Origin of the sequence: Streptomyces sp. NPDC086080 (assembly GCF_044540255.1) — a bacterium.
Taxonomy (GTDB): domain Bacteria; phylum Actinomycetota; class Actinomycetes; order Streptomycetales; family Streptomycetaceae; genus Streptomyces.
On sequence record NZ_JBITRU010000006.1, the window covers coordinates 1 to 23,472 of the forward strand.

At 72.4% G+C, this 23,472-nt stretch carries 16 protein-coding genes; 4 read left to right on the forward strand and 12 right to left on the reverse strand.

All coding sequences use genetic code 11. The features are described from left to right. Together ACIF9R_RS09600 and ACIF9R_RS09605 are read right to left on the reverse strand one after the other, a co-directional pair. Positions 1-714: maltotransferase domain-containing protein (locus tag ACIF9R_RS09600; RefSeq protein WP_399976693.1), on the reverse strand; the 714-nt coding region annotated here is incomplete at its 3' end. Between the two features lie 274 nt (positions 715-988). Then, a complete protein-coding gene (locus ACIF9R_RS09605) occupies positions 989-2,191 on the reverse strand; it encodes a S8 family peptidase (protein WP_399976696.1) in 1,203 nt (400 codons plus the stop codon). A gap of 329 nt (positions 2,192-2,520) precedes the next feature. Here ACIF9R_RS09605 and ACIF9R_RS09610 point away from each other — a divergent pair, with 329 nt between their 5' ends. Then, the gene (locus tag ACIF9R_RS09610; protein WP_399976699.1) at positions 2,521-5,139 is read left to right on the forward strand and encodes a glycosyltransferase family 1 protein; all 2,619 of its coding nucleotides are present in this window, start codon (positions 2,521-2,523) and stop codon (positions 5,137-5,139) included. Positions 5,140-5,210: 71 nt separating this feature from the next. Here ACIF9R_RS09610 and ACIF9R_RS09615 read toward each other — a convergent pair whose 3' ends face one another. The 8 genes from ACIF9R_RS09615 to ACIF9R_RS09650 form a co-directional block, all read right to left on the reverse strand. After that, positions 5,211-6,272 carry a glycoside hydrolase family 11 protein gene (locus tag ACIF9R_RS09615; RefSeq protein WP_399976702.1) on the reverse strand — a complete coding sequence of 354 codons (1,062 nt, stop codon included), beginning with the start codon at positions 6,270-6,272 and terminating at the stop codon, positions 5,211-5,213. 326 nt (positions 6,273-6,598) lie between these two features. Continuing rightward, on the reverse strand, positions 6,599-7,120 hold the full coding sequence (locus ACIF9R_RS09620; RefSeq protein ID WP_399976705.1) for a DUF1990 domain-containing protein: 522 nt from the start codon (positions 7,118-7,120) through the stop codon (positions 6,599-6,601). Positions 7,121-7,191: 71 nt separating this feature from the next. Next, a complete protein-coding gene (locus tag ACIF9R_RS09625) occupies positions 7,192-9,237 on the reverse strand; it encodes a M4 family metallopeptidase (RefSeq protein ID WP_399976708.1) in 2,046 nt (681 codons plus the stop codon). Positions 9,238-9,518: 281 nt separating this feature from the next. Beyond that, a complete protein-coding gene (locus ACIF9R_RS09630) occupies positions 9,519-9,740 on the reverse strand; it encodes a hypothetical protein (RefSeq protein WP_399976711.1) in 222 nt (73 codons plus the stop codon). Positions 9,741-10,021: 281 nt separating this feature from the next. Further along, positions 10,022-11,785: an ABC transporter ATP-binding protein gene (locus ACIF9R_RS09635; protein ID WP_399976714.1), complete on the reverse strand. Its 1,764-nt coding sequence runs from the start codon at positions 11,783-11,785 to the stop codon at positions 10,022-10,024. Continuing rightward, entirely contained in the window at positions 11,782-13,491 is a 1,710-nt protein-coding gene (locus ACIF9R_RS09640; protein WP_399976717.1) for an ABC transporter transmembrane domain-containing protein, read from the reverse strand. Before ACIF9R_RS09640 ends, ACIF9R_RS09635 begins: the two co-directional genes overlap by 4 nt. A 31-nt stretch (positions 13,492-13,522) precedes the next feature. After that, positions 13,523-15,373, reverse strand: coding sequence for an ABC transporter ATP-binding protein (locus ACIF9R_RS09645; protein ID WP_399976720.1), 1,851 nt, complete (start codon positions 15,371-15,373; stop codon positions 13,523-13,525). Further along, positions 15,370-17,325 carry an ABC transporter ATP-binding protein gene (locus ACIF9R_RS09650; RefSeq protein WP_399976723.1) on the reverse strand — a complete coding sequence of 652 codons (1,956 nt, stop codon included), beginning with the start codon at positions 17,323-17,325 and terminating at the stop codon, positions 15,370-15,372. Before ACIF9R_RS09650 ends, ACIF9R_RS09645 begins: the two co-directional genes overlap by 4 nt. Positions 17,326-17,412: 87 nt before the next feature. Between ACIF9R_RS09650 and ACIF9R_RS09655 the strand changes: the two genes are divergently transcribed. Beyond that, on the forward strand, positions 17,413-17,601 hold the full coding sequence (locus ACIF9R_RS09655) for a hypothetical protein (protein ID WP_399976726.1): 189 nt from the start codon (positions 17,413-17,415) through the stop codon (positions 17,599-17,601). Positions 17,602-17,690: 89 nt separating this feature from the next. Here ACIF9R_RS09655 and glgX read toward each other — a convergent pair whose 3' ends face one another. Further along, positions 17,691-19,943, reverse strand: coding sequence for a glycogen debranching protein GlgX (gene glgX, locus ACIF9R_RS09660; RefSeq protein WP_399976729.1), 2,253 nt, complete (start codon positions 19,941-19,943; stop codon positions 17,691-17,693). A gap of 193 nt (positions 19,944-20,136) precedes the next feature. Here glgX and ACIF9R_RS09665 point away from each other — a divergent pair, with 193 nt between their 5' ends. Beyond that, the gene (locus ACIF9R_RS09665; RefSeq protein WP_399976732.1) at positions 20,137-21,378 is read left to right on the forward strand and encodes an Ig-like domain-containing protein; all 1,242 of its coding nucleotides are present in this window, start codon (positions 20,137-20,139) and stop codon (positions 21,376-21,378) included. A 155-nt stretch (positions 21,379-21,533) separates the two neighbouring features. Further along, entirely contained in the window at positions 21,534-22,781 is a 1,248-nt protein-coding gene (locus tag ACIF9R_RS09670) for an Ig-like domain-containing protein (RefSeq protein ID WP_399976735.1), read from the forward strand. 175 nt (positions 22,782-22,956) lie between these two features. Here ACIF9R_RS09670 and ACIF9R_RS09675 read toward each other — a convergent pair whose 3' ends face one another. Then, positions 22,957-23,355 (reverse strand): hypothetical protein, encoded by a 399-nt coding sequence (locus tag ACIF9R_RS09675; RefSeq protein ID WP_399976738.1) that lies wholly within the window; start codon positions 23,353-23,355, stop codon positions 22,957-22,959. Between the last annotated feature and the right edge of the window lie 117 nt (positions 23,356-23,472).

Sequence of the window (23,472 nt, forward strand, 5' to 3'; positions counted from 1 at the left end):
CAGGGGCAGCGGGTCGCTGCTGGTGACCAGCTCCCGCAGCGGATGCCGGGCCAGCACCGCCGCCACCTCCGGCGTCAACGCCCCCGCAAGACGGGACGCCGCCGGACGGCTCTCGTCCCGCAACGCGTCCACGGCGGCGAGCAGGACCCTTCTCGGTCCGGAGTCCGGCACCCCGGCCGCCGCCCGCTCGTAGAGCCGGGCGCCCTCCTCCAGCACGATCCCGGTGTCCATGCCCGCCGGGATCTTGATCTCCGCGTGGTGCCGCCAGGTGGTGACCGGATCGCCCCACGCCTCCACGGTGTACGTCCACAGGCCGGGCTTCCCGGCGGTGACGGTCGCCCCCCACCGGTCCGTGCCGGGCGCCAGCTCCCGCATCGGGGTGAACGGGCCCGGACGCCCCTCGGGATCCCTCAGCACCACATCGGCGGCCACCGCGTCGTGCCCCTCCCGGAACACGGTGGCCGAGATCTCGAACGTCTCACCGGTCACGGCCTTGGCGGGCCGGCGCCCCTGCCGGACCATCGGCCGGACGTCGAGCACGGGGATGCGCCCCACGGCGGTCGTGGGAGCGGCGGACGGCGGCGCGGGCGCCGCGGCGGGCGGCGGCGGAGGGCCCGTCTCGGCGCGGCGGCCGGGCGAGGTGCCGGTGCCGCGTTTCACGGGCGCCGGGGCGCCGTGCTTCGGGGGTGACGACGAGTGGTGCTTGGCGGGCATGACCGCTCCTGTCCGCGTCAACGTGGGTGGGCTGATGACTGTGGGGAGGTGGGTCCTGCGGTGTTTCTGTGGGGTGTTACCCGCTGGAGCCTTCCCACACTGTTCGGGTGGGCAATCCGCCGTTTTGTTAACTCCTCGCGCGTATGTCGACACACAAGTCCGGCCCCGTCCGCACGGGACGGAGCCGGTCCTGTGTACGCCCGTGGTGGGCTCGTTCCCACCTCCGCCGGTACCCGGCACCCCGGGGGGACGGAGGCACACACGTCAGGGGGCGTCACGGGCGCGGCACCTGGAGCAGCCGGTTCGGCGAGCCCGGCCCGCGCCCTGACACCTTCCCCCGCGCGGCCCCCGCTACCAGCACCTTCGCCACCTGGGCCGGGGTGGCCCGACGATGCCCGGCGAGGTACAGCGCCGCCGCGCCCGCCACGTGCGGGGACGCCATCGACGTACCCGAGCGGGTGACCCGCGCGGTGTCGCCCGCGGCGGAGGCCGAGGTGACCGACACCCCCGGGGCGAACAGATCGACCGCCGGTCCGTAGTTGGAAAAGGCCGGTTTCTTGTCCTGCCGTCCGGTCGCGCCGACGGTGACGGCCTGCCTCACCCCCGCCGGTGAGTACAGCGCGGCCTGCCGTCCCTCGTTGCCCGCGGCGACCGTATAGGTCACGCCGGCGGCGATGGAGGCGCGGACGGCGGCGTTCAGCTGCGCGTTGTAGGAGCCGCCCAGGCTCAGGTTGGCGACCGCGGGCCGGTCCGCGTTCCGGGTCACCCAGTCGATGCCGGCGATCACCTGGGCGGTGGTGCCGGTTCCGGCGTCGTCCAGGACGCGTACCGAGACGATCCTCGCCCGCTTGGCGACCCCGTACGAGGAGCCCGCGACGATTCCGGCGACATGAGTGCCGTGTCCGTTGCCGTCCTGGGCGGTCCGGTCGTGGTCGACGAAGTCCCAGCCGTGCCGGGCCCGGCCGCCGAAGTCCCGGTGCGTGACGCGTACGCCGGTGTCGATCACGTAGACCGTCACTCCGGCGCCCGCCGTCTCCGGCGGGGTGTAGCGCGTGTCCAGCGGCAGGGAGCGCTGGTCGATGCGGTCCAGACCCCAGGACGGAGGGTTCCGCTGGGTACGGGCCGGTTCCACGCGGGTGTCCTGGACGACCGAGGCGACCCGGGGGTCGGCGGCCAGCCGTCCGGCCTGTCTCGCGTCGGCCCGTACGGCGTAGCCGTTGAGCACCGTGCCGTAGATGTGGCCGATTCTCGCCCCGTACGACGCGGCGACGTCCCGGCCCGCCGCTGAGCGCGCCGCCGTTCCGTCCTTGAGCGTCACCACATAACCGCCGGTCACGGAGCCGGGTGCCCCGGCGCCGCCCATCCGCCCCTCGGGCGCGGCGAGCGCGGGCGGGGTGGCGGCCTGAACCGCCGCGGCGCACAGCACCGCTGCCATGACCCCCACCCGGCGCAGACGCCGCCTTCGCGTCCCTGCCATGGTCCGAGTTCCCCTCCTGGACGTGGGTCCTGTCCTGCCGCCGGGCTCCGCGCCGGTACCCCCTCCGCGCGCGCTCCACGGCACCGCTCCCGCTCCCCTCCGGGGTGAGCCGGGAGGTCCGGATGGCAGCCTCTCGTGCGGGGTGGAGCGCGACAAGAACGCCTATGGGGGCGGAATCGGCCATATCCGCCATCAGGCGAAACGTTTGGTTCGCGGTGTGGTGGTACTCGTGTCTCCCGGCCTCCCGCGCGGGCGGTGTCCGCGCCGGTACTGTCGGACGCGATGCCCGGACGCACACCGCGTCTCTCACGAACGCGCCGAGGTGGCTAGTGAAGGCGATCCGTCGATTCACCGTCCGACCCGTGCTCCCCGAACCCCTTGGGCCCCTGAGCGACCTGTCCCGCAATCTGCGCTGGTCCTGGCACGACGGGACCCGTGACCTGTTCCGCTCCGTCGACCCCGAGCGCTGGGCCGCCGCCGGTGGTGACCCCGTACGGCTGCTCGGCAGCGTGGCGGCCGAGCGGCTCACCGAGCTGGCCGCGGACCGCGACTTCCTGGACCGCCTCCGGACGGTCGCGGACGATCTGCGTTCCTACCTGACCGGCGACCGCTGGTACCAGGCGCAGCCGGGCCGGCTGCCCGCCGCCGTCGCCTACTTCTCCCCCGAGTTCGGTATCACGGCCGCGCTGCCCCAGTACTCCGGCGGTCTCGGCATCCTGGCCGGGGACCATCTCAAGGCCGCCAGCGATCTCGGCGCCCCCCTCATCGGCGTCGGTCTCCTCTACCGGCACGGCTACTTCCGCCAGTCCCTGTCCCGGGACGGCTGGCAGCAGGAGCACTACCCCGTCCTCGACCCCAACGAGCTGCCCCTGGACCAGCTCAAGGAGGCCGACGGCACCCCCGCCCAGATCACCCTCGCCCTGCCCGGCGACCGTTCCCTGCGCGCCCGGATCTGGCTGGCCCAGGTGGGCAGGATCCCGTTGCTCCTGCTGGACTCCGACGTCGAGGAGAACGATCCCGGCGAACGCGGGGTGACCGACCGGCTCTACGGCGGCGGCAGCGAGCACCGGCTGCTGCAGGAGATGCTGCTCGGTATAGGAGGGGTCAGGGCGGTGCGTACGTACTGCCGCCTCACCGGGCACGCCGCCCCCGAGGTGTTCCACACCAACGAGGGCCACGCCGGCTTCCTCGGCCTGGAGCGCATCGCCGAACTGCGTGCCGACGGGCTGGACTTCGACGCGGCGCTCGAAGCGGTCCGCGCGGGGACCGTGTTCACCACCCACACGCCCGTCCCGGCCGGCATCGACCGCTTCGACCGCGACCTCATCGCCCGGCACTTCGGCCCGCACGCCGAACTGCCCGGCATGGAGGTCGACCGCATCCTGAGGCTCGGTACGGAGACCTACCCGGGCGGCGAACCCCACCTGTTCAACATGGCCGTGATGGGGCTGCGCCTGGCCCAGCGCGCCAACGGCGTCTCCCTGCTGCACGGCCACGTCAGCCGCGAGATGTTCTCCGGGCTGTGGCCGGGCTTCGACCCCGAGGAGGTGCCCATCACCTCCGTGACCAACGGGGTGCACGCGCCCACCTGGGTCGCCCCCGAGGTGTTCCGGCTCGGCGCCCGCCAGATCGGCGCCCAGCGGGCCGAGGAGGCGCTGAGCGTCGGCGACTCCGACCGCTGGGACTCCGTGGCGGACATCGCCGACGAGGACATCTGGGAACTGCGCCGCTCGCTGCGCGAACTGCTGGTGCTGGAGGTCCGCGAGCGGCTGCGTGCCTCCTGGCGGCAGCGCGGCGCGGGGACGGCCGAGCTGGGCTGGATCGACGGGGTGCTCGACCCGGACGTGCTGACCATCGGCTTCGCCCGGCGCGTCCCGTCGTACAAGCGGCTGACGCTGATGCTGCGCGACCGGGACCGGCTGACGGAGCTGCTGCTGCATCCCGAGCGGCCGGTGCAGATCGTGATCGCGGGCAAGGCGCATCCGGCGGACGACAGCGGCAAGCGGCTCATCCAGGAACTCGTCCGGTTCGCCGACGACCCGCGCGTACGCCACCGGATCGTGTTCCTGCCCGACTACGGCATGGCGATGGCCCAGAAGCTCCTGCCGGGCTGCGACATCTGGCTGAACAACCCGCTGAGGCCGCTGGAGGCGTGCGGCACCAGCGGGATGAAGGCGGCGCTCAACGGGGGGCTCAACCTGTCCGTGCTCGACGGCTGGTGGGACGAGTGGTTCCAGCCCGACTTCGGCTGGGCCGTCCCCACGGCGGACGGAGTGGGGACCGACCAGGACCGGCGCGACGACATAGAGGCCGCGGCGCTGTACGACCTGCTGGAGCAGCGGGTGACGCGGTCCTTCTACGAGCGCGGGCGCGGCGGACTGCCGGACCGGTGGATCGAGATGGTGCGCCGGACGCTGAGCCTGCTCGGTCCGAAGGTGCTGGCAGGACGCATGGTCCGGGAGTACGTCGAACGCCTGTACGCGCCGGCCGCCCACGCCCACCGCGAGATGGACCACGACTCCGCGCGGGCGCTCGCCGCCTGGAAGGCGAGGGTGCGGGGAGCCTGGCGCGGGGTGACCGTCGACCATGTCGAGACGTCCGTGCGAACGGCCACCGCGGAGCTCGGTGCGACGCTCGGGCTGCGGGTGCGGGTGGGGCTCGGCGGCCTGCGGCCGGAGGACGTCGAGGTGCAGGCGGTCGCCGGGCGGGTGGACGAGGAGGACCGCATCACCGACGCGGCCGCCGTGCCGCTGAAGCCGGTGGGCAGCCCCGACCAGGAGGACCGCTGGGTGTACGAGGGACCGCTGTCCCTGGACCGCACGGGCCCCTTCGGATACACGGTCCGGATCCTGCCCAGCCACCGTCTGCTGGCGTCCGGCGCGGAACTGGGGCTGGTGGCGGTGCCGGCGGAGGACGTGGCGGAAGGGGCGGGGCTGCTGATGCGGTGACGGTGCCCGGCGGCCGACGGCGCGGTGCCGGCCGGCACCGCGCCGAGTGGGGTGACGGGAGGGACGCCGGATCAGCCCGCGCCGCAACTCCCGACCGATGGCGCCGTGGTACTGGACCCGTTGACCGTGAAGCCGAAGGACGCGGACTGCCCCGCGCCCAGGGTGCGGTTGTAGCCGACCGGGGTCACGGTCATCACGTTCCCGCTCCAGCTCGCGGTGCCGTTCCAGATCGAGGTGACCGTCTGACCGGCGGCGAACGTCAGCGGCACGCGCCAGTTGCTGACACCGCCGCTGCCCGCGGTGATGGTCACCTCACCGTTGTAGCCGTTGTTCCACGCGTTGGTGGTGCGGTACGTGGCGCTGCAGGCGCCCGTCGCCGGTGGCGGGGTTGTGCCGCCGCCGTCGTCCGGCGGTGGGGTGCCGCCCCCGCCGCCGAGGGTGATGTTCGAGCTGCCGGAGCTCTGGTAGCCCTCCGTGGCCATGATCATGTAGTAGTTGAAGGCACCCAGCGGCATCCCGGCCGCCTGCCAGGCGTCGAAGTGGGTGCCGGTGTTGATCGTGCCGCTGGACCGCTTGCCGCTGCGGACGCTCCAGTACTGCTGGAAGGTCCGGGTGCCTTCCACCGACGGCGCGTTGACCCGCGTCGACTCGTAGATGGTGTAGGTACCGCCGTCGGCGTTGACCGTGCCGCGCTGCTGTCCGGCCGAACCGGGGTTGTACGGGCCGTGGTTCTCGACGATGTAGTACTCCACCAGCGGGTTGGAGGTCCACCCGTACAGCGCCAGGTAGCCGTTGCTGCCCGGGTTGAACGTGCCGGAGTAACTGACGTTCCGACGGCTGCCGTTGCTCCAGCCGAGGCCACCGACCCAGTTGTTGGTGTTGTTCCACTGGCTGCTGTACTGCCCGGCGGCGCCCAGCGTCATGGTGACGGAGCCGGGGGAGTCGGTCCAGAACGAGTAGTAGTACCCGTTGTAGGTGCCGGTCGCGTTGCTGGTGAGAACCTGGTCGGCGCGCGCGGTACCGGGCAGCAGCAGCCCGGACCCCGCGGCCGCCACCAGTGCCCCGGTGCCGCCGAGGACGAACTTCCTGCGACTGAACGGACGGGGGCCGGAGTTGTGTGGGGGTGCGCTCATGACTGTTCCTCCTCGTGAAGGCACCGCCGGTGACAGGGGACACGCCGAGCACACCTCGGCGTTCACCAACGAGGCGACAGGGACCGGTCCCACGCCTGTGACGCACGTGCGACCGGAGAGCGCCACAACGGTCTTGCGCGACGGAGGAGTTGTCAATGGTTTCGTAATGCTCCCGAAATTTTTCGGCGGCTGGGGTGTTGCCGCGCCTGGGCCGAGGGGCGTGCGTCAGGGGCCGGGGGAGAGGGCCGAGAGTGTCACCGGCGTGAGGGGCCGAAAGTTTCGATCCCCGCGGTGGCGTGGGCGGGCGTGGGCTGCCGGTACCGGCGTCAGTCCTGTTCGACGCCCCGCGTGGCCAGGCGGCGGAGGACCGTGCCGCAGCGGCGGGCGTAGGTGTGCTGGAGGGCGCGGGTGGCAGGGCCGGCCGCGCGGGCGTACCAGCGGGCGGGGCGGCTGAACGCGGACACGGTCAGCCATACCGTCCCGTCGCCCGTGCGGTCCACCACGAAGGCCTCCTCGCCGCACTCCGGGTGGCCGGCCAGGGTGCCGTAGGCCCAGCCTGCCCTGCGGTACTCCTCCACCGTCCACACCACCCGGCAGGGCGCCTTGACCACCCCCGCGAGGGTGACGGTGACGTCGACGTCCGGGGCCGCCCGGTCGGCGGTGGCCTCGATGCCGACCCCCATCTCCCGGTGCAGCTCCCAGGTGAGAAGCGCCTCCGCCGCTTGCCGGAAGACCCGCTGGCCCTCGCCGAGCCGGGTCCGTACCCGCAGGGGGTGGAAGCCGGGAGGGCAGAAACCGGGGTCCCGGGTCGCGCCGACGTGGTCGTAGGTGAAGTCCGCCGAAGACATGGGACCCAAGAGTAGGGCGGCGCCCACGCCTTGGAGAAAGGCGGGGCGCCGCGAGGAGGACTCGTCCCGGTTTACGGGAAGGTGAGCTTCCAGCCGCTGATGTAGCCGGTGTCGTAGCGTGCCTTGTCCTGCACGCGCAGGTTCCAGGTGCCGTTGGCGGTCTCCGAGGAGGCGTTGACCGTGTAGGTCTCCTGGATGTTGTCCGCGGAGCCGCCGGTGCGGCTCCTCAGCGGGTACACCGTGCCGTCCGGGGCCACCAGGTCCACGACCAGGTCACCGCTCCAGGTGTGGACGATGTCCACCTCGACCCGGAGGTTGGAGGGCGCGTTGCCCGTCTGTCCGGTGACGGTGACCGGGGACGTCACCGCGGCACCGTTGTCCGGGATCGACACATCGGTGGTGCTCTCGAAGGACGTACCGCCGCCACCGCCGTCACCGGGGCGTGCGCCGACGTTGATGCCGGCCCAGGCGTCCTGCACCGCCGTGTACTCGGCGCTGTCCGTGCCGTACAGCTCAGCGGTCGCCGCCAGGGTGCCGGTGCGGGCGCCTGCGTAGTTGGTGGTGGAGGTGAACTTGGTGGTCAGCGCGCGGAACCAGATCTTCTCCGCCTTGGCGCGGCCGATGCCGGTGACCGGGAGGCCGTCCGAGGTCGCCGAGTCGTAGGTGACACCGTTGATGGTCTTGGTGCCACTGCCCTCGCTCAGCAGGTAGAAGAAGTGGTTGGCGGGCCCGGACGAGTAGTGGACGTCGACGTTGCCGATGCCCGAGTACCAGTAGTCCTTGGACGCGCCGTCCTTGCTGGGCTTGTCCATGTAGCGCAGCGGGGTGCCGTCGCCGTTGATGTCGATCTCCTCGCCGATGAGGTAGTCACCGACGTCGGAGGAGTTGTTGGCGTAGAACTCGACGGTCGAGCCGAAGATGTCGCTGGTCGCCTCGTTCAGGCCGCCGGACTCGCCGCTGTAGTTCAGGCCCGCGGTGTTCGAGGTGAGGCCGTGGGTCATCTCGTGCGCGGCCACGTCGATCGAGGTCAGCGGGTTGGAGTTGCCCGAGCCGTCGCCGTAGGTCATGCAGAAGCAGCTGTCCGACCAGAAGGCGTTGACGTAGTTGTTGCCGTAGTGGACCCGGGAGTAGGCGCCCACGCCGTCACCGCGGATACCGCTGCGGCCGTGCACGTTCTTGTAGTAGTCCCAGGTCAGCGCGGCCCCGTAGTGGGCGTCGGCGCCGGCCGACTCCAGGTTCGACGGGGTGCCGTTGCCCCAGACGTCGTCGGAACCGGAGAACAGCGTGCCGGTGCCGGAGGTGCCGCGGTTGAGGTTGTAGGTCTTGTGCCCGCCGCGCGCCCCGTCGGTGAGGTTGTACGACGACCCGGACTGGGTGGTGGTCAGGTCGACGGTGCCGCTGTAGACGGTGTGGCCGGTTCCGTTCTGGATGGCCTCCCACTCGTACAGCTTCTCGCCGGTGGTGGCGTCCGTGATGACGTGCAGTTCCTGCGGGGTGCCGTCGTGCTGGAGGCCGCCCACGACCGTCTCGTACGCCACGACCGGCGTACCCTTCGCCGCCCAGATCACCTTGCGCGGGGCCCGGTCCACATCGGCGCCCGCGGCCTTCTCGGCCCTGGCGGCGGACAGGGCCTGCTGCTCGGCCTTGGCGGCCGGCACCTTGGCGGTGGTGGTCGCGGGCTTCAGCGCGGCCCGGGTGGCCTTGACGACGGCGTCGGCCTCGCCGGCCGTGTCGCCCTGGACGACCAGGTCGCCGCCGAGGACGGGCAGACCGTCGTAGGTGCGCTCGTAGCGGACGTGCACGGTGCCGTCGCGGTCCTTGAGGACGTCACGGACGACGAGCTTCTCCTTCGCGCCCAGACCGAGGTCCGCGGCGGTCTCCGCCTTGGTGGCGTTGGCCTCGCGGATCAGCGCTGCGCGCTGGGCGGGGGTGAGCCTCACCGACTCGGAACCCGGCTTCGCCTTGCTCGCGGCCGCGGGTGCCTGTTCCGGTGCGGCGCCGGCGGTGCCGGCCTGCATGGCCGTGGCGATCAGCGCGGCCACCCCGGCGAGGGCGACGGCGGCGGCGCGACGGTGCGTGCTGTAGGGGGTGCGTCTGTGGGACGTCCTGGTTCTCAACGCTGACTCCTTCTGCGTGGCCGCGGGTCGCGCGGCCTGGGGAGACCGGCCGGCTGGTGAGCCGTACGGGCAGAACGGAAGTGCTGTGAGCTGTGGCCGCCGTGCAGCGGTGGGGTGACGCCGTGGGGTGGAGCTGTGGGGTTGCTGTGGAGCGGCCGTGGGAAGAGTGGCAGGGGATCGCGGTTCCTGTCAGGAGCGCGTCAAGAAATTGGCCAAAAATCGTTCGTTGTCCGGGAGTCGGGGTTCGGTATACGAACGGTCAAGGCGTGACAGGGCGGGGCTCACCCGTCCGCGGGCATCAGACGCGTGACGTCGACGGAACCGGCCCCCGTCCGCGGCTCCGGAATCAGCGCCCACAGCGCGGCCAGGGCGGCGAACGCGGCGACGAGCGCGAGGACGCCCCCGCGACGGCCGGGGGCGTCGATGTCGTTGTCCCGGTCGCGGTGGGCAGCGGTGAGCTGGATGTGGCGGCGGTCAGTCAGCCGGCCCGTACCGCGGCGCATGCCGAGGTTCCCGGGGATCGGCCGGCCACGAGGATCTCACCCGGTCGCGACGCCTTGGACGGTTCGCCGCGGGGTGTGGGTAATGCGGTGCTGGTGCCGGGCTGAGGGAGGTGGGGCTCCGGGATTCTCGCCCCCGCCGCCCCTTCCCTTTCCCGTCCCTGGGGCTGCGCCCCAGACCCCCTTGGGGCCTTGGGCGGGCCTGGTTCCCGGTCTCCTTCGGAGGGGGCTTCCCGCCGGGCTCGGGGTGTCGGTCGCGTCCCTGGGGCCGTTGCCCGGACCTCTCAGGGGGCCGGTGGGGTGGGGGTGCCGTGCCAGGAGCGCCACAGGGAGGCGTAGGGGCCGTTGGCGGCCACCAGGGTTGCGTGCGGGCCGAGTTCGGTCAGGCGGCCGTTCTCCATGACGGCCACGCGGTCGGCGTCGTGCGCGGTGTGCAGGCGGTGGGCGATGGCGATGACCGTGCGGCCCTCCAGGACGGCGGCCAGGGCACGCTCGGTGTGCCGGGCGGTCGTCGGGTCGAGCAGGGCCGTCGCCTCGTCGAGGATCAGGGTGTGGGGGTCCGCCAGTACCACACGGGCCAGGGCCAGTTGCTGTGCCTGTGAGCCGTCGGTGGTGTGGCCGGCCTCGCCCAGTCCGGTGTCCAGCCCCTCCGGCAGTTCCCGTACCCACGTCTCGGCGCCGACCGCGGTCAGCGCGGCCCACAACTCGTCGTCGGAGGCAGCCGGTTCGGCGATACGCAGATTGTCGCGGACCGAGCCGAGGAACACATGGTGCTCCTGGGTGACCAGGACCACCTGCCGTCGCAGCCGCTCCGGGTCCAGCTCGGCCACGGGCACCCCGCCCACCGTCACCGCTCCCGCGGTCGGCGCGTCCACGCCCGCGAGCAGTCTGCTGAGCGTGGTCTTGCCGGCCCCGGACGGCCCCACCACCGCGAGCCGTTCGCCCGGTGTGACGGTCAGGTCCACTCCGCGCAGCACCTCGCCGCCCCCGTCGTACGCGTAGCGCACCCCGGTGACGTCGATGAGGTCGCCGGCCGGGTCCGGGACGTCACCCCGCCGAGCCGCGCGGGGCGCCCGGGCCAGCCCCTCCACCCGGGCGAAGGAGGCGCCACTGGCCTGCAACTGCTCCAGCCGCATCAGCACTTCGTCCAGCGGGCCGGTCAGCATCAGCAGGTACAGGGAGGTCGCCACCACCGCCCCGAGGCTCACCGTGCCCTCCTGGTGCAGCCATCCGCCGAGCAGCAGCACACCGGCCACCGGCACGACGTACGACACCTCGACCACCGGGAAGAACACCGTACGCAGGAACAGGGTGTGGAACCGGGTGCGCCGGGAGGTCTCCAGGGCTTCGCGGGAGGCCCGGATCCGCCGTTCCTCCAGCCGGAACGCCTCCACCGTACGGGCCCCCGCGGCCGTCGACGCGACGATCTCGGCCACGTCCGAGTTGGCCGCGCCCTCCGCGAGGTAGGCGTCGCGGGCCCGGCGCAGATACCAGCGCAGCACCAGCCAGATCGGTGTCAGACCGAGCAGGCCCAGGGCGCCGAGGAGCGGGTCCACCACCAGCACCGCGGCCATCACGAACAGCGACTGCACCGCGTTGACCAGCAGCGCCGGACCGGCGTCGCGCAGCGTCGTGCCGACGGTGGTGACGTCCGCCGTGCCCCGCGCCGTCAGATCACCCGTACCGGCCCGCTCCACCACCGACGACGGCAGCTCCAGCGCCCGGTCCACGAACCGCTCCCGCACCCTGGCGAGCGTCCGTTCCCCGAAGCGGTGACCGACGTACCGGGCCCAGCGGGACAGCAGCAACTGCGTGACGGCGCACAGCAGGATGACCGGCGCCAGCCGGTCCACCACCGCCACGCCGCCCCCGCCCCGCACCTCGTCGATGATCCGCCCCAGCAGCCAGGGCCCGGCCAGCCCCGCCACGGCCGCCAGCCCGTTCAGCGCCAGGACGCCGGCGAAGGCCCGCCGGTCCGCCCGGACCAGCCCGGCGGCGGCCCGGCGCACATCGGCGGGCCCCGCGAGGGGGAGATGCTCCCCGCTCATCGCATGACCTCTCCTTCGGTGTCCCTGGCCACCAGGTCCCGATATCCGGGCTCGTAGTCGAGAAGTCCCTGGTGGCTGCCGCTCGCGGCGACCTTCCCTTCGACCAGGAAGACCACCTCGTCGACCCGCGTGAGCACCAGGGGCGAGGTGGTGACCAGCAGCGTCGTACGGCCCCGGCGGGCCTCGCGCAGCCGCTCGGCGACCGTGGCCTCGGTGTGCGCGTCGAGCGCCGAGGTGGGCTCCACCGCCAGCAGCACCTCCGGGTCGGCCAGCAACGCCCGCGCCAGCCGCACCCGTTGCCGCTGACCGCCGGAGAGACTGCGCCCCTGCGCGGACACCGTCGAGTCGAGCCCGTCGGGCAGCCCCTGCACGATGTCGTCGGCGGCGGCCGCGTGCAGCGCCCGCAGTACGTCCTCGTCGGACGGATCCCCACGCCCGGCCACCACCTCCCGCAGCGGACCGGAGAACAGGTCGGCCTCCGGATCGGCCACCAGGATCCGCTCCCGCACCCGGGCGAGCGCGACCTCGTCCAGCCGGACGCCGCCCCAGGTGGCCGCCGAGGGCGCGTACCGGCCGAGGCGGTCCACCACGGCGAGCGCGTCGGCGGGGTGCGCGGCGGTGAGCGCGGTCAGCCGGCCCGGCAGCACCCGCACCCCCGACTCCGGGTCGTACAGCACGGAGGGCTCGGCCGGCGGGTCGGCGGTGGCGGCGTCGGCCGGCGGCTCCAGCCGCAGCAGCGCCGCCACCCGCCGGCCGGCCACCACGCCCCGGCTCACCTGGTAACCGCACTCGATGAGGAACATCACCGGCCACGTCAGTACGGTCACATAGCCGTACACCGACACCAGCTCGCCCACCGTGATCTCGCCCCGCGCCGCCAGCCGCGCCGCGATCCACGTCACCCCCGCGAGGAACAGCACCGGCAGCCCCGCGGCGAGCGCCTGGATCCAGCTGGTCACCGCCCCGACCCGGTACCCCTGTTCCCGCAGCCGCCCCGAGTCGCGCCGGAAGGCGTCGGAGACCAGGTGCTTCCCGCCGAGCCCGCTCAGCACCCGCAGTCCGCCCGCGAGATCGCCGATCCGCGCCGTCAGCACTCCCTGCCGCTCCCGGTACTTCGTCTCCGCGCCCTGCAACCGCCCCGCGAGCGGCCCCACGGTCAGCCCGATCACCGGCACCCCCAGCAGCACCACCACCGCCAGCAACGGCGACACCGACAACAGCAGCCCCGCCACCACCGCGTACGCCACCACCGCGCCGACCCCCGGCCCGACGGCGGTGAGCGACTGGGCGATCATCTGCACATCGCCCACCCCGATGGTGACGACCTCACCGGCTCCGGTCCGCCGCTCCAGCGAGGCACCCAGCCGCACCGTCTGCCCCACGACCACCTTCACCGTGCGGAAGTTGGCGTCCATCCGCACCCGGGTCATCGTGCGGTGCCGCATGATGCCCAGCCACGAGTTGACCCCGTTCACCAGGAGCAGGGCCCCGGCCCACAGCGCCAGCGCCCCCAGGTCACCCGGCTCCAGCCCGTCGTCCACCGCACGCGCCATCGCGTACGGCGTGGCCGCGAGCCCCACCATCCACACACAGCTGAGGACCGCCGCCACCCCGCACCGCCCTGGCTGACGCAGCACCAGCCACCACAGATAGCGGGCCCCGCCCCGGCTGTCGGGCGTGCCGGGATCCTCGTACGCGTCGATCACGTGGTCTCTCCCCCTGTCCGGGTTGTCCGGGCTAGGCCAGGCTGTCCCGCCACGCCCGGTGCAGGTCGGCGAACCTGCCGGTGCGGGCGATGAGTTCGGACGGGCTGCCGTCCTCCACGATCCGCCCGTGCTCCATCACCAGGACCCGGTCCGCGATCTCCACGGTGGACAGCCGGTGGGCGATCACCACCGCCGTACGTCCCTTCAGCACCGTCGCCATCGCCCGCTGCACCGCCCGTTCCCCCGGGATGTCCAGCGAGCTGGTCGCCTCGTCCAGGATGAGTACCGCCGGGTCCGCCAGCAACGCCCGTGCGAAGGCGACCAGCTGGCGCTGACCGGCGGAGATGCGGCCGCCCCGCTTGCGTACGTCGGTGTCGTAGCCGTCGGGCAGCGCGGCGATGAAGTCGTGGGCGCCGATCTCCTTCGCCGCCTGCTCGACCTCCTCCCGGGTGGCGTCCGGCCGCCCGATCGCGATGTTCTCCGCGACCGTCCCGGAGAACAGGAAGGCCTCCTGGGTCACCATCACCACCTCGCGCCGCAGATCGCGTCCCGTCAGGTCGCTCAGCTCCACACCGTCGAGCAGCACCCGGCCGTCGGTGGGGTCGTAGAAGCGGGCGAGCAGCTTGGCCAGCGTCGACTTGCCCGCGCCGGTCGAGCCGACGACCGCGACGGTCTGCCCGGCCGGAAGGGTGAGGCCGAAGCGGGGGAGCACCTCGCCGCCGGTACGGTACGCGAAGCGGACGTCGTCGAAGACGACCTCGCGGCCGGGCAGGCCGGAGCGGCGCCCGGGAAGTTCCCGGGGGGACACCGGCTCGGGCACCGATGGGGTCTGGGCCAGCAGGCCGGCGATCTTCTCCAGCGAGGCGGACGCCGACTGGTAGGAGTTGAGGAACATGCCGAGCCGGTCGATCGGGTCGTACAGCCGGCGGAGGTACAGGACCGCCGCCGCCAGTACACCGAGTTCCAGCGACCCGTCCGCCACGCGGTACGCGCCCCACAGCACGATCAGCGCGACCGTGGTGTTGGCGGTGATCCGGGAGCCGACGACATAGCGGGCCATCTCCAGCAGCGCGTCGCCGTTGGTCCGTTCGTGCCGCCGGTTCAGCACCGCGAACTCCGCGTCGTTCGCCGCCTCCCGGCGGAAGGCGCGCACCGGCCGGATGCCGTTCATCGTCTCGACGAACTTCACGATCACTGCGGCGATGGCCGTCGACCGCTTCCGGTACACCCGCCCCGCCCGCCGCTGATACGACCGTACGAGCAGGTACAGCGGAACGAAGGACGCCACGGCCACCGCGCCGAGGCCCAGGTCGAGCCAGAGCAGCAGCACCGAGATGTACACGGCCGACAGGACGACCATCACCAGTTCCTGCAGGCCCTCCTCCAGCAGTTCCCGCAGCGACTCCACGTCCGTGGTGGACCGGGAGATGAGCCGGCCCGAGGTGTAGCGCTCGTGGAAGTCGACGCTGAGCTCCTGCGCATGGCGGAAGATACGGCCGCGCAGGTCCAGCAGGACGTCCTGGCTGACGCGGGCGGACGCCTTCACGAAGGCGTACTGGAGCGTGCCGGCCGCCGTCGCGCACAGCAGATAGCCCACCGCCACCGCGATCAGCGGCCCGTTGTCGTTCCCGCGGAACGCGGGTACCGCACGGTCGATCGCGTACGCCACCAGCAGCGGTCCTGCTTGTACCGCGGCCTGCTGGAGCAGCAGCAACAGGGCGGTGACGGCGACCTTCCCCCGCAGCGGGGAGAGCAGGGAACGCAGCAGTGCGCCGGTGGCGCCCGGGGGCGCGGGCAGCTGGTCCTGGTCGAAGGAGTCGCCGGTGGTGGGGGCGCGGTCGTCGTCCTCGTCCCTGACGGGCGCGGTGGTGGCCGCGGTCATCGCTGATCCTCCTCCGCCCCCGCCGGGGCGCCGGACATGAGGTGGGCGTACTCGGGGTGGGTGCGCAGCAGTTCGTGGTGGGTGCCGACCGCGGTGATGCGGCCGCCGGAGAGCAGCGCGACGCGGTCGGCGAGCAGGACCGTGGAGGGGCGGTGCGCCACGATCAGGGCCGTGGTGTCCGCGAGCACGCGGCGCAGGGCGGCCTCGACGGCGGCCTCGGTGTGGACGTCGAGTGCGGAGAGCGGATCGTCCAGGACCAGGAAGTCGGGGCGTCCGACGACGGCGCGGGCCAGCGCGAGGCGCTGGCGCTGGCCGCCGGAGAGGCTGAGGCCCTGTTCGCCCACCTGGGTGTGCGTGCCCTGCGGGAGGGCGTGGGCGAAGTCGGCCTGGGCGACGGCGAGGGCGTGGGCCAGGTCCTCGTCCGTGGTGCCGCCGCCCATGAGGACGTTCTCGCCGACGGTCGCGGAGAAGAGGGTGGGCTCCTCGAAGGCCACGGCGACGCGTGAGCGCAGCTCCTCGCGGGACATCTCGGTGATGTCCGTTCCGTTGAGGGTGATACGGCCCTCGGTGACCTCGTGCAGCCTCGGTACGAGGGCGGTGAGTGTCGTCTTGCCGCTGCCGGTGGCCCCGACCAGGGCGAGGGATTCACCGGGGTGGATGTGCAGGTCGATGCCGTGCAGTACGGGTGACGTCCCTTCGGGTGCGTCGGGGTAGCGGAAGCCGACGTTCTCGAACCGCAGGCCGCTGTCCCGCGGGCAGTCGTGCCCCTCGGGCGGCACGGGTGGGCGCGGACGGCGCCCCGTCGGCGCCGGGCTGCGTGACTCACCCGGGGGCACACTGCGGCGCTCGGCGTCGCGAGGTGCCTCCCCCACTCGACCGGGGGGTCCCCCACCGCCCACCCGTGCCGCCCTGGGGGTGCCCCCGCTGGAGGAGGCACGACTGCCCGTCGCCGCGCCCGACTCGGGCTCCGCGTCCATGACCTCGAAGTAGCGTTCCGTCGCGGTCGCCGCTTCCTGGCTCATGGCCAGGAGGAAGCCGATCGAGTCCACCGGCCAGCGCAGGGCCAGCGCCGTGGACAGGAACGCCACCAGCGTGCCCGCAGACAGCGAGCCGTCCGCCACCTGCACGGCTCCCAGGACCAGCGCCGCCCCGATCGCCAGCTCCGGGAGGGTCACGATGACGCCCAGGATCGTCGCGAGCAGCCGCGCCTTGTGCAGTTCGGTGCCCCGCAGCTTCCCGGACAGCTCCCGGAACGCCAGCGCCTGGCTGCGGTGGCGCCCGAACCCCTTGATGATCCGGATGCCGAGGACACCCTCCTCGACCACCGTCGTCAGATCGCCCACCTGATCCTGCGCCAGCCGCGCCGCCCCGGAGTACCGCTTCTCGAACACCACGCAGGTGATCAGCACCGGCACGGCCGGAACCAGGATGACCAGGCCCAGCGTCCAGTCCTGCACCAGCATGATGATCACGCCGACCAGGATGGTCACTCCGTTGACCAGCAAGAACGTCAGCGGGAAGGCCAGGAACATCCGCAGCAGCATCAGATCCGTCGTGGCCCGGGACAGCAACTGGCCCGACGGCCACCGGTCGTGGAAGGCGACCGGCAGCCGCTGCAGATGCCGGTACAGATCCGCCCGCATCGACGCCTCGACATGCGACAGCGGACGGGCCACCAGCCAGCGCCGGAACCCGAACAGCAGCGCCTCCGCGAGCCCGAGCAGCAGCAGATAGAGCGCGCCCAGCCACACCCCCGCCGGGTCCCGGTCGGCGACCGGGCCGTCCACCATCCACTTCAGGACGAGCGGGATGACCAGCCCGATGCAGGAGGCGAGGATCGCGATGAACGCGGCGGTGAACAGCCGCGCCCGCACGGGCCGCACATACGGCCACAGCCGCAGCAGGGTGCGCACGGCGGAGCGGGGTTCCGGGGGAGAAGGTGTCGTGGGCATCAGCAGCGAGCCTACGGTTCGCCACTGACACTGCCCACCGAGTTTTGGCCGGACCGGACTCCGCCGCTGGTCCTACGACCTGGGCGGATGCCGCGTCGTTACGGCGGGGGCGTACGCCCGCCGCCCGGCAGCGAGCCGCTGTCCACGCGCGAACGCGGGGTGCCGGTCCTGGACGTCGAGGGCACCTCCCACCGGGTGATCGCCCCCGCCGCCCCTTCCCGTCCCGACCCCGGGGCTCCGCCCCGGACCCCGCTCCTCAAACGCCGGAGGGGCTGACGGATCGCCCCCGAACCCGGAGCCAAGGAACGGGTGGCGGTAGCGGTGGCGTACGACCGGGGCATCCTCGGCCGACCGTGCCGGCACGGTCAGGGCCGGACCCGCAGGAGCAGCACCGATCGTCCGGCCACGGTGATCCGGGTCCCCGCGCGGTGCTCCACGGCCGGTGCCCGGTCCTGTTCCTCCCGCGCGGTGTCGACGACCACCTCGTACCGCTCGGCCCACGGCGGCCCCGGCAGCGCGAACTCCACCGGGCCGTGCCCCGCGTGCAGGACGGCCAGGAAGCTGTCGTCGAGGATGGGCTCCCCCTGCTCGTCGCGCCCCGGGATGTCCCGCCCGGAGAGGTACATGCCGAGCGTGGCGGCGGGCGCGTACCAGTCCTCCTCGGTCATCTCCGTGCCGTGCGGGGTGAACCAGGCCAGGTCGCGCAGCCCGTCCGCGGAGTGCGGGCGCCCGGAGAAGAAGGCGCGACGGCGGAGCACCGGGTGCCGCCGGCGCAGGGCGGTCAGGCGGGAGGCCAGCTCGAACAGGGGGCGCCAGTCCGGGTCGTCCCTGAGGGACCAGTCCACCCAGCCGATCTCGTTGTCCTGGCAGTAGGCGTTGTTGTTGCCGCGCTGGGTGCGGCCCATCTCGTCGCCCGCGACCAGCATCGGCACCCCCGTCGACAGCAGCAGCGTGGTCAGCAGGTTCCGCGACTGCCGTCGCCGCAGCGTCCGTACCTCCTCGTCGTCCGTCTCCCCCTCCGCGCCGCCGTTCCAGGACCGGTTGTCGTTGGTGCCGTCCCGGTTGCCCTCGCCGTTCGCCTCGTTGTGCTTGCGGTCGTACGACACCAGGTCCCGCAGGGTGAACCCGTCGTGCGCGGTGACGAAGTTGACCGAGGCGTACGGCCGCCGCCCGCCCCACGCGTAGAGGTCGCTCGACCCGGACAGCCGGTAGCCCATCTCCCGTACGTCCGGCAGCGCGTGCCGCCAGAAGTCCCGTACGGCGTCGCGGTACCGGTCGTTCCACTCCGTCCACAGCGGCGGGAACGCGCCCACCTGGTAACCGCCGGAGCCGACGTCCCAGGGCTCCGCGATCAGTTTCACCCGGCGCAGCACCGGATCCTGCGCGATGACCGCGAGGAACGGCGACAGCATGTCGACGTCGTGCATCGAACGGGCCAGCGCGGCCGCCAGGTCGAAGCGGAAGCCGTCGACGCCCATCTCGGTCACCCAGTAGCGCAGCGAGTCCGTGATCAGACGCAGCACGTGCGGCTGGACGACGTGCAGGGTGTTGCCGCAGCCGGTGTAGTCGGCGTAGCGGCGCGCGTCGGGCTGGAGGCGGTAGTAGCCGCGGTTGTCGATCCCCTTCAGCGACAGCGTGGGGCCCAGCTCGCCCGCCTCCGCGGTGTGGTTGTAGACCACGTCGAGGATCACCTCGATGCCGGCCGCGTGCAGGGCGCGCACCATCCGCTTGAACTCGCCGACCTGCTGCCCCCTCGTCCCGGAGGCCGCGTAACCGGCGTGCGGGGCGAAGTAGCCGATGGAGTTGTAGCCCCAGTAGTTGCGCAGCCCGCGCCGCAGCAGATGGTCCTCGTGCGCGAACTGGTGCACCGGCAGCAGCTCGACGGCCGTCACGCCGAGCTTCACCAGGTGCTCGACCGCCGCGGGATGCGCGAGACCGGCGTAGGTGCCGCGCAGTTCCTCCGGGACGTCCGGGTGCCGCTGGGTGAAGCCCTTGACGTGCAGCTCGTAGATCACCGAGTCCGCCCACGGGGTCTTCGGCCGGCGGTCGTCCGCCCAGTCGTCGTCGTCATGGACGACCACACCCTTGGGGACGTACGGAGCCGAGTCGCGGTCGTCGCGCACGGTGTCCGCGACATGCTGCTCGGGCCAGTCGCGGACGTGCCCGTACACCTCGGGCGGCAGAGCGAAGTCCCCGTCCACGGCCCGCGCGTACGGGTCCAGCAGCAGCTTCGCCGGATTCCAGCGGGCGCCGGTCCATGGGTCCCAGCGGCCGTGCACCCGGTAGCCGTACCGCCGGCCGGGCAGCACGCCCGGCACGAAGCCGTGCCAGATGCCGTGCGTCAGCTCGGTGAGCCGGGCGCGGCTCTCCCTGCCGTGCTCGTCGAAGAGACACAGTTCCACTCCCTCCGCGCCGCCCGCCCACAGCGCGAAGTTGGTACCCGCCACCCCGTCCGGCCCGACCCGGAACCGGGCGCCGAGCGGCGTCGGCCGTCCCGGGCGCACGGGCACCGTGGGCACGGGCTGCACCGGCCGCGCGCCGTTCACGACGACGGCCGGGCGCCCGTCCCCGGTGGCCCGTTCCGCGGCCACCGCCTCCTGCTCGGCTGCGCTGGACACCTGTCAGCCTCCCGCGGCTCGTGGGGGACGACGGCGGACAGGGGTGTGTGCGGTGACCCGTCCCATCGGCTCCGCCGCGGCTCCCCGGCGCGTCGTCCTCCCACAGTTCTGCCCAGAGCATGCCTCGCACTCACGTTTCCCCGGGGGGCGGAACGGTCGTTTCCGACAGGCGGGGCCCGTCGTTGGGCAGCGCGTGAGGCACGTAACTGGGCGCGCACGGCGCGCGAGGGCCGCGCTGGCCGTCGTAGGGGCATGGGCAGGACTGCTGACCGGAACCGCCGGGTGCACCCCGGACGGACCCGTCGACGGGGTTTTCGGGCCACCGGGCCGCGGGGACGTCATCCGGGTGACCCCCGCCGACGGCAGCGAGGGCGTACGTCCCGGCTCCGCGCTGCGGGTGCGGGTACCGGAGGGGCGGCTGGAGTCGGTGAAGGTCGTCGTGTCGCAGGACGCGCGGGAGTCCCCGGTCCCCGGCCGGCTCTCCGCCGACGGCCTGACCTGGAAACCCGACGACGAACGGCTGGCGCTGGCCGCGAAGTACACCGTCGACGCGGTGGCCGTGGACGGACAGGGCCGCCGCTCCGCCCGGCACACCACGTTCACGACCCATGTCCCGGAGGAACGCTTTATCGGCTACCTCGCCCCGGAGGACCGCTCCACCGTCGGCACCGGCATGATCGTCTCCCTGGAGTTCAACCGGAAGATCGTCCACCGCGCGGCCGTCGAGCGTGCCGTCCGCGTCACCGCCCGCCCGGCCGTCGAGATCCGCCCGCACTGGTTCGGCGACTCCCGCCTGGACTTCCGCCCCGAGGACTACTGGAAACCCGGCACCAAGGTCACCGTCGACCTGAACCTGCGCGACATCGAGGGAGCGCCCGGTGTGTACGGCCTCCAGCGCCGCACCTTCACCTTCACCGTCGGCCGCAGTCAGGTGTCGGTGGTCGACGCCTCCGCGCACACCATGCGGGTGCGGCGGGACGGGGAACTGCTGACCACCGTGCCGGTCACGGCGGGGGCGCGGAAGACACCCACGTACAACGGCAAGATGGTGATCACCGAGATGCTCGAGGTCACCCGCATGAACGGCGCGACGGTCGGCTTCACCGACGACGACGGCAAGGGCGAGTACGACATCCCCGACGTCCCGCACGCCATCCGGCTGACGAGCTCGGGCACGTTCCTGCACGGCAACTACTGGGCCGAGGCCGATGTCTTCGGCCGCAGCAACGTCAGCCACGGCTGTGTCGGCCTGCGCGATGTGAAGGGCGGCGGCGCGGACACCCCGGCGGGCTGGTTCTTCGACCGGAGTCTCGTCGGCGATGTCGTCGAGGTCGTCAACAGCAAGGACAAGAAGGTGGCTCCGGACAACGGCCTCGGCGGCTGGAACATGAACTGGAAGGAGTGGACAGCGGGCGGCGCGGTGAAGCGACGCTGAGCCGAACCCTCGGGCGGGCCGTTGAACTTGGAACGGAACGGTGACAAAACCGCCGCACAGAACCTCCCTGGCCTGTGCTTACTATGCGCCGAGCGCGCGTGGGGCGCGTGGGGGCGCGGGTCCGGCGGGTCCAGGCCCGCCGAGGGGAGAAACAAGTGAACGTGGGGCCGATATCGGGGGCGTCGGCCGGCGCGCGGGGGCGCGGCGGCAGGAAGCTGGCGGCGCTGGCACTCGGACTGACGCTGGCGGTCACCGCCTGCGGCGGCGGAGGGTCGGACGCGGGGACCGGCACGGACGACGGCAAGGGCAAGGGCAAGGACTCCACGGCGGCACAGAGCAAGCAGTCCGAGGCCGTGGTGAGCATCGCGCCGAAGGACGGCGCGAAGTCCGTCAAGACTTCCGGCGCGCTGAAGGTGACCGCCGGAAAGGGCAAGCTGACCGAAGTCGTCGTCAAGAACCCGGACGGCGGCAAGGTCGAGGGTGAGATGTCCGGTGACGGCACGTCCTGGACGCCGTCCACCCATCTGGCCGCCTCCACCGAGTACACGGTGCACGCGGTCGCCAAGGACTCCGAGGGCCGCACCGCGGCGGAGGACTCCAGCTTCACCACGCTGACGCCGAAGAACACCTTCGTCGGTCACTTCACGCCCGAGGACGGCTCCAAGGTCGGCGTCGGCATGCCGTTCTCGATCCGCTTCACCCGGGGCATCACCAACCCCGAGGACGTCGAGAAGGCAGTCCGCATCACCACCGAGCCGGCCGTCGAGGTCGAGGGCCACTGGTTCGGCAACGACCGGCTCGACTTCCGTCCGGAGAAGTACTGGAAGGCCGGCACCAAGGTCACCGTCGACCTCAACCTCGACGGTGTCGAGGGCCGGGACGGCGTCTACGGCGAGCAGTCCAAGAGGGTCTCCTTCACCATCGGCCGCGAGCAGGTCTCCGTCGTGGACGCCAAGAAGCTCAAGATGACCGTGAAGCGGGACGGCAAGGTCATCAAGACCATCCCCGTCACCACCGGCGCGGCCGGCATGGAGACCTGGAACGGCCAGATGGTCATCAGCGAGCGGCTGAAGGTCACCCGGATGAACGGCGACACGGTCGGCTACGGCGGCGAGTACGACATCAAGGACGTCCCGCACGCCATGCGCCTGACCAACTCCGGCACCTTCCTGCACGGCAACTACTGGGGCGGCGACGCCTTCGGCAACTGGAACGCCAGCCATGGCTGCATAGGTCTGCGCGACGTGCGCGGCGGCTGGGACAAGAAGGCGCCGGGCGCCTGGTTCTTCGAGAACTCCATGGTCGGCGACGTCGTCGTCGTGAAGAACTCCAACGACGCAGTGGTCGCCCCGGACAACGGCTTCAACGGCTGGAACATGTCCTGGGAGAAGTGGAAGGCGTAGGGACACGCCGCGCCTCGCGCCCCGTCCGGGGCGCGGGGGACAGGAACGCCTGCCCCGGCCCACCACCGGCTGTTCTCGCCGGATTCCCGAGGTGCCGGGTGCGGGGCCGTGAATCGAACGGGCCGTACCCCGACGTGGGGTGCGGCCCGCCTATGTGTGTGGGGGGCCGGGTCGCCTACGGCGCCGTGGCCTCGGACACAGCATGGACGATGCTCAACGCCATGGCGTCGAAGTTCTCCCGGAAGAAGCTGGTCCTGTTGTAGAACCCTTCCTCCGAGAATCCCCTGTTCGACAGGAACATCGGGGCTATGGCCGTGATCGCCGCATGGATGACGTGCAGTTCGCGGGCGGTCAGGGTGAACTCCCGGGAGGTCTTGTGGTCGCCCTGGAGTCTGTCGTACAGCTCGGCGCGGACCTCTTCGCGGTCCGCGCCGAGCTGTACGACCAGGGCCTCGTCCGTGGAGGCCCAGTCGTCGAGGAGCCCCAGCGCCTTGCCCATCAGGTCCGTCTGCGTCGCCGTGAGCCGTCCGTGGAATGCCTCACCGGCCCTGGTCAGCTTGATCCGTGTCCTCATCGTGGTACGTCCTCCTCAACCGGTCCATGGGGGGAAGGGGTCCCCGCGCGGTGGTGCGGACCGGGCCGGGCCGGACCGGCCCGGTGGGGCCGGGGGGGTGGCCCGTGGTGTCCCCGC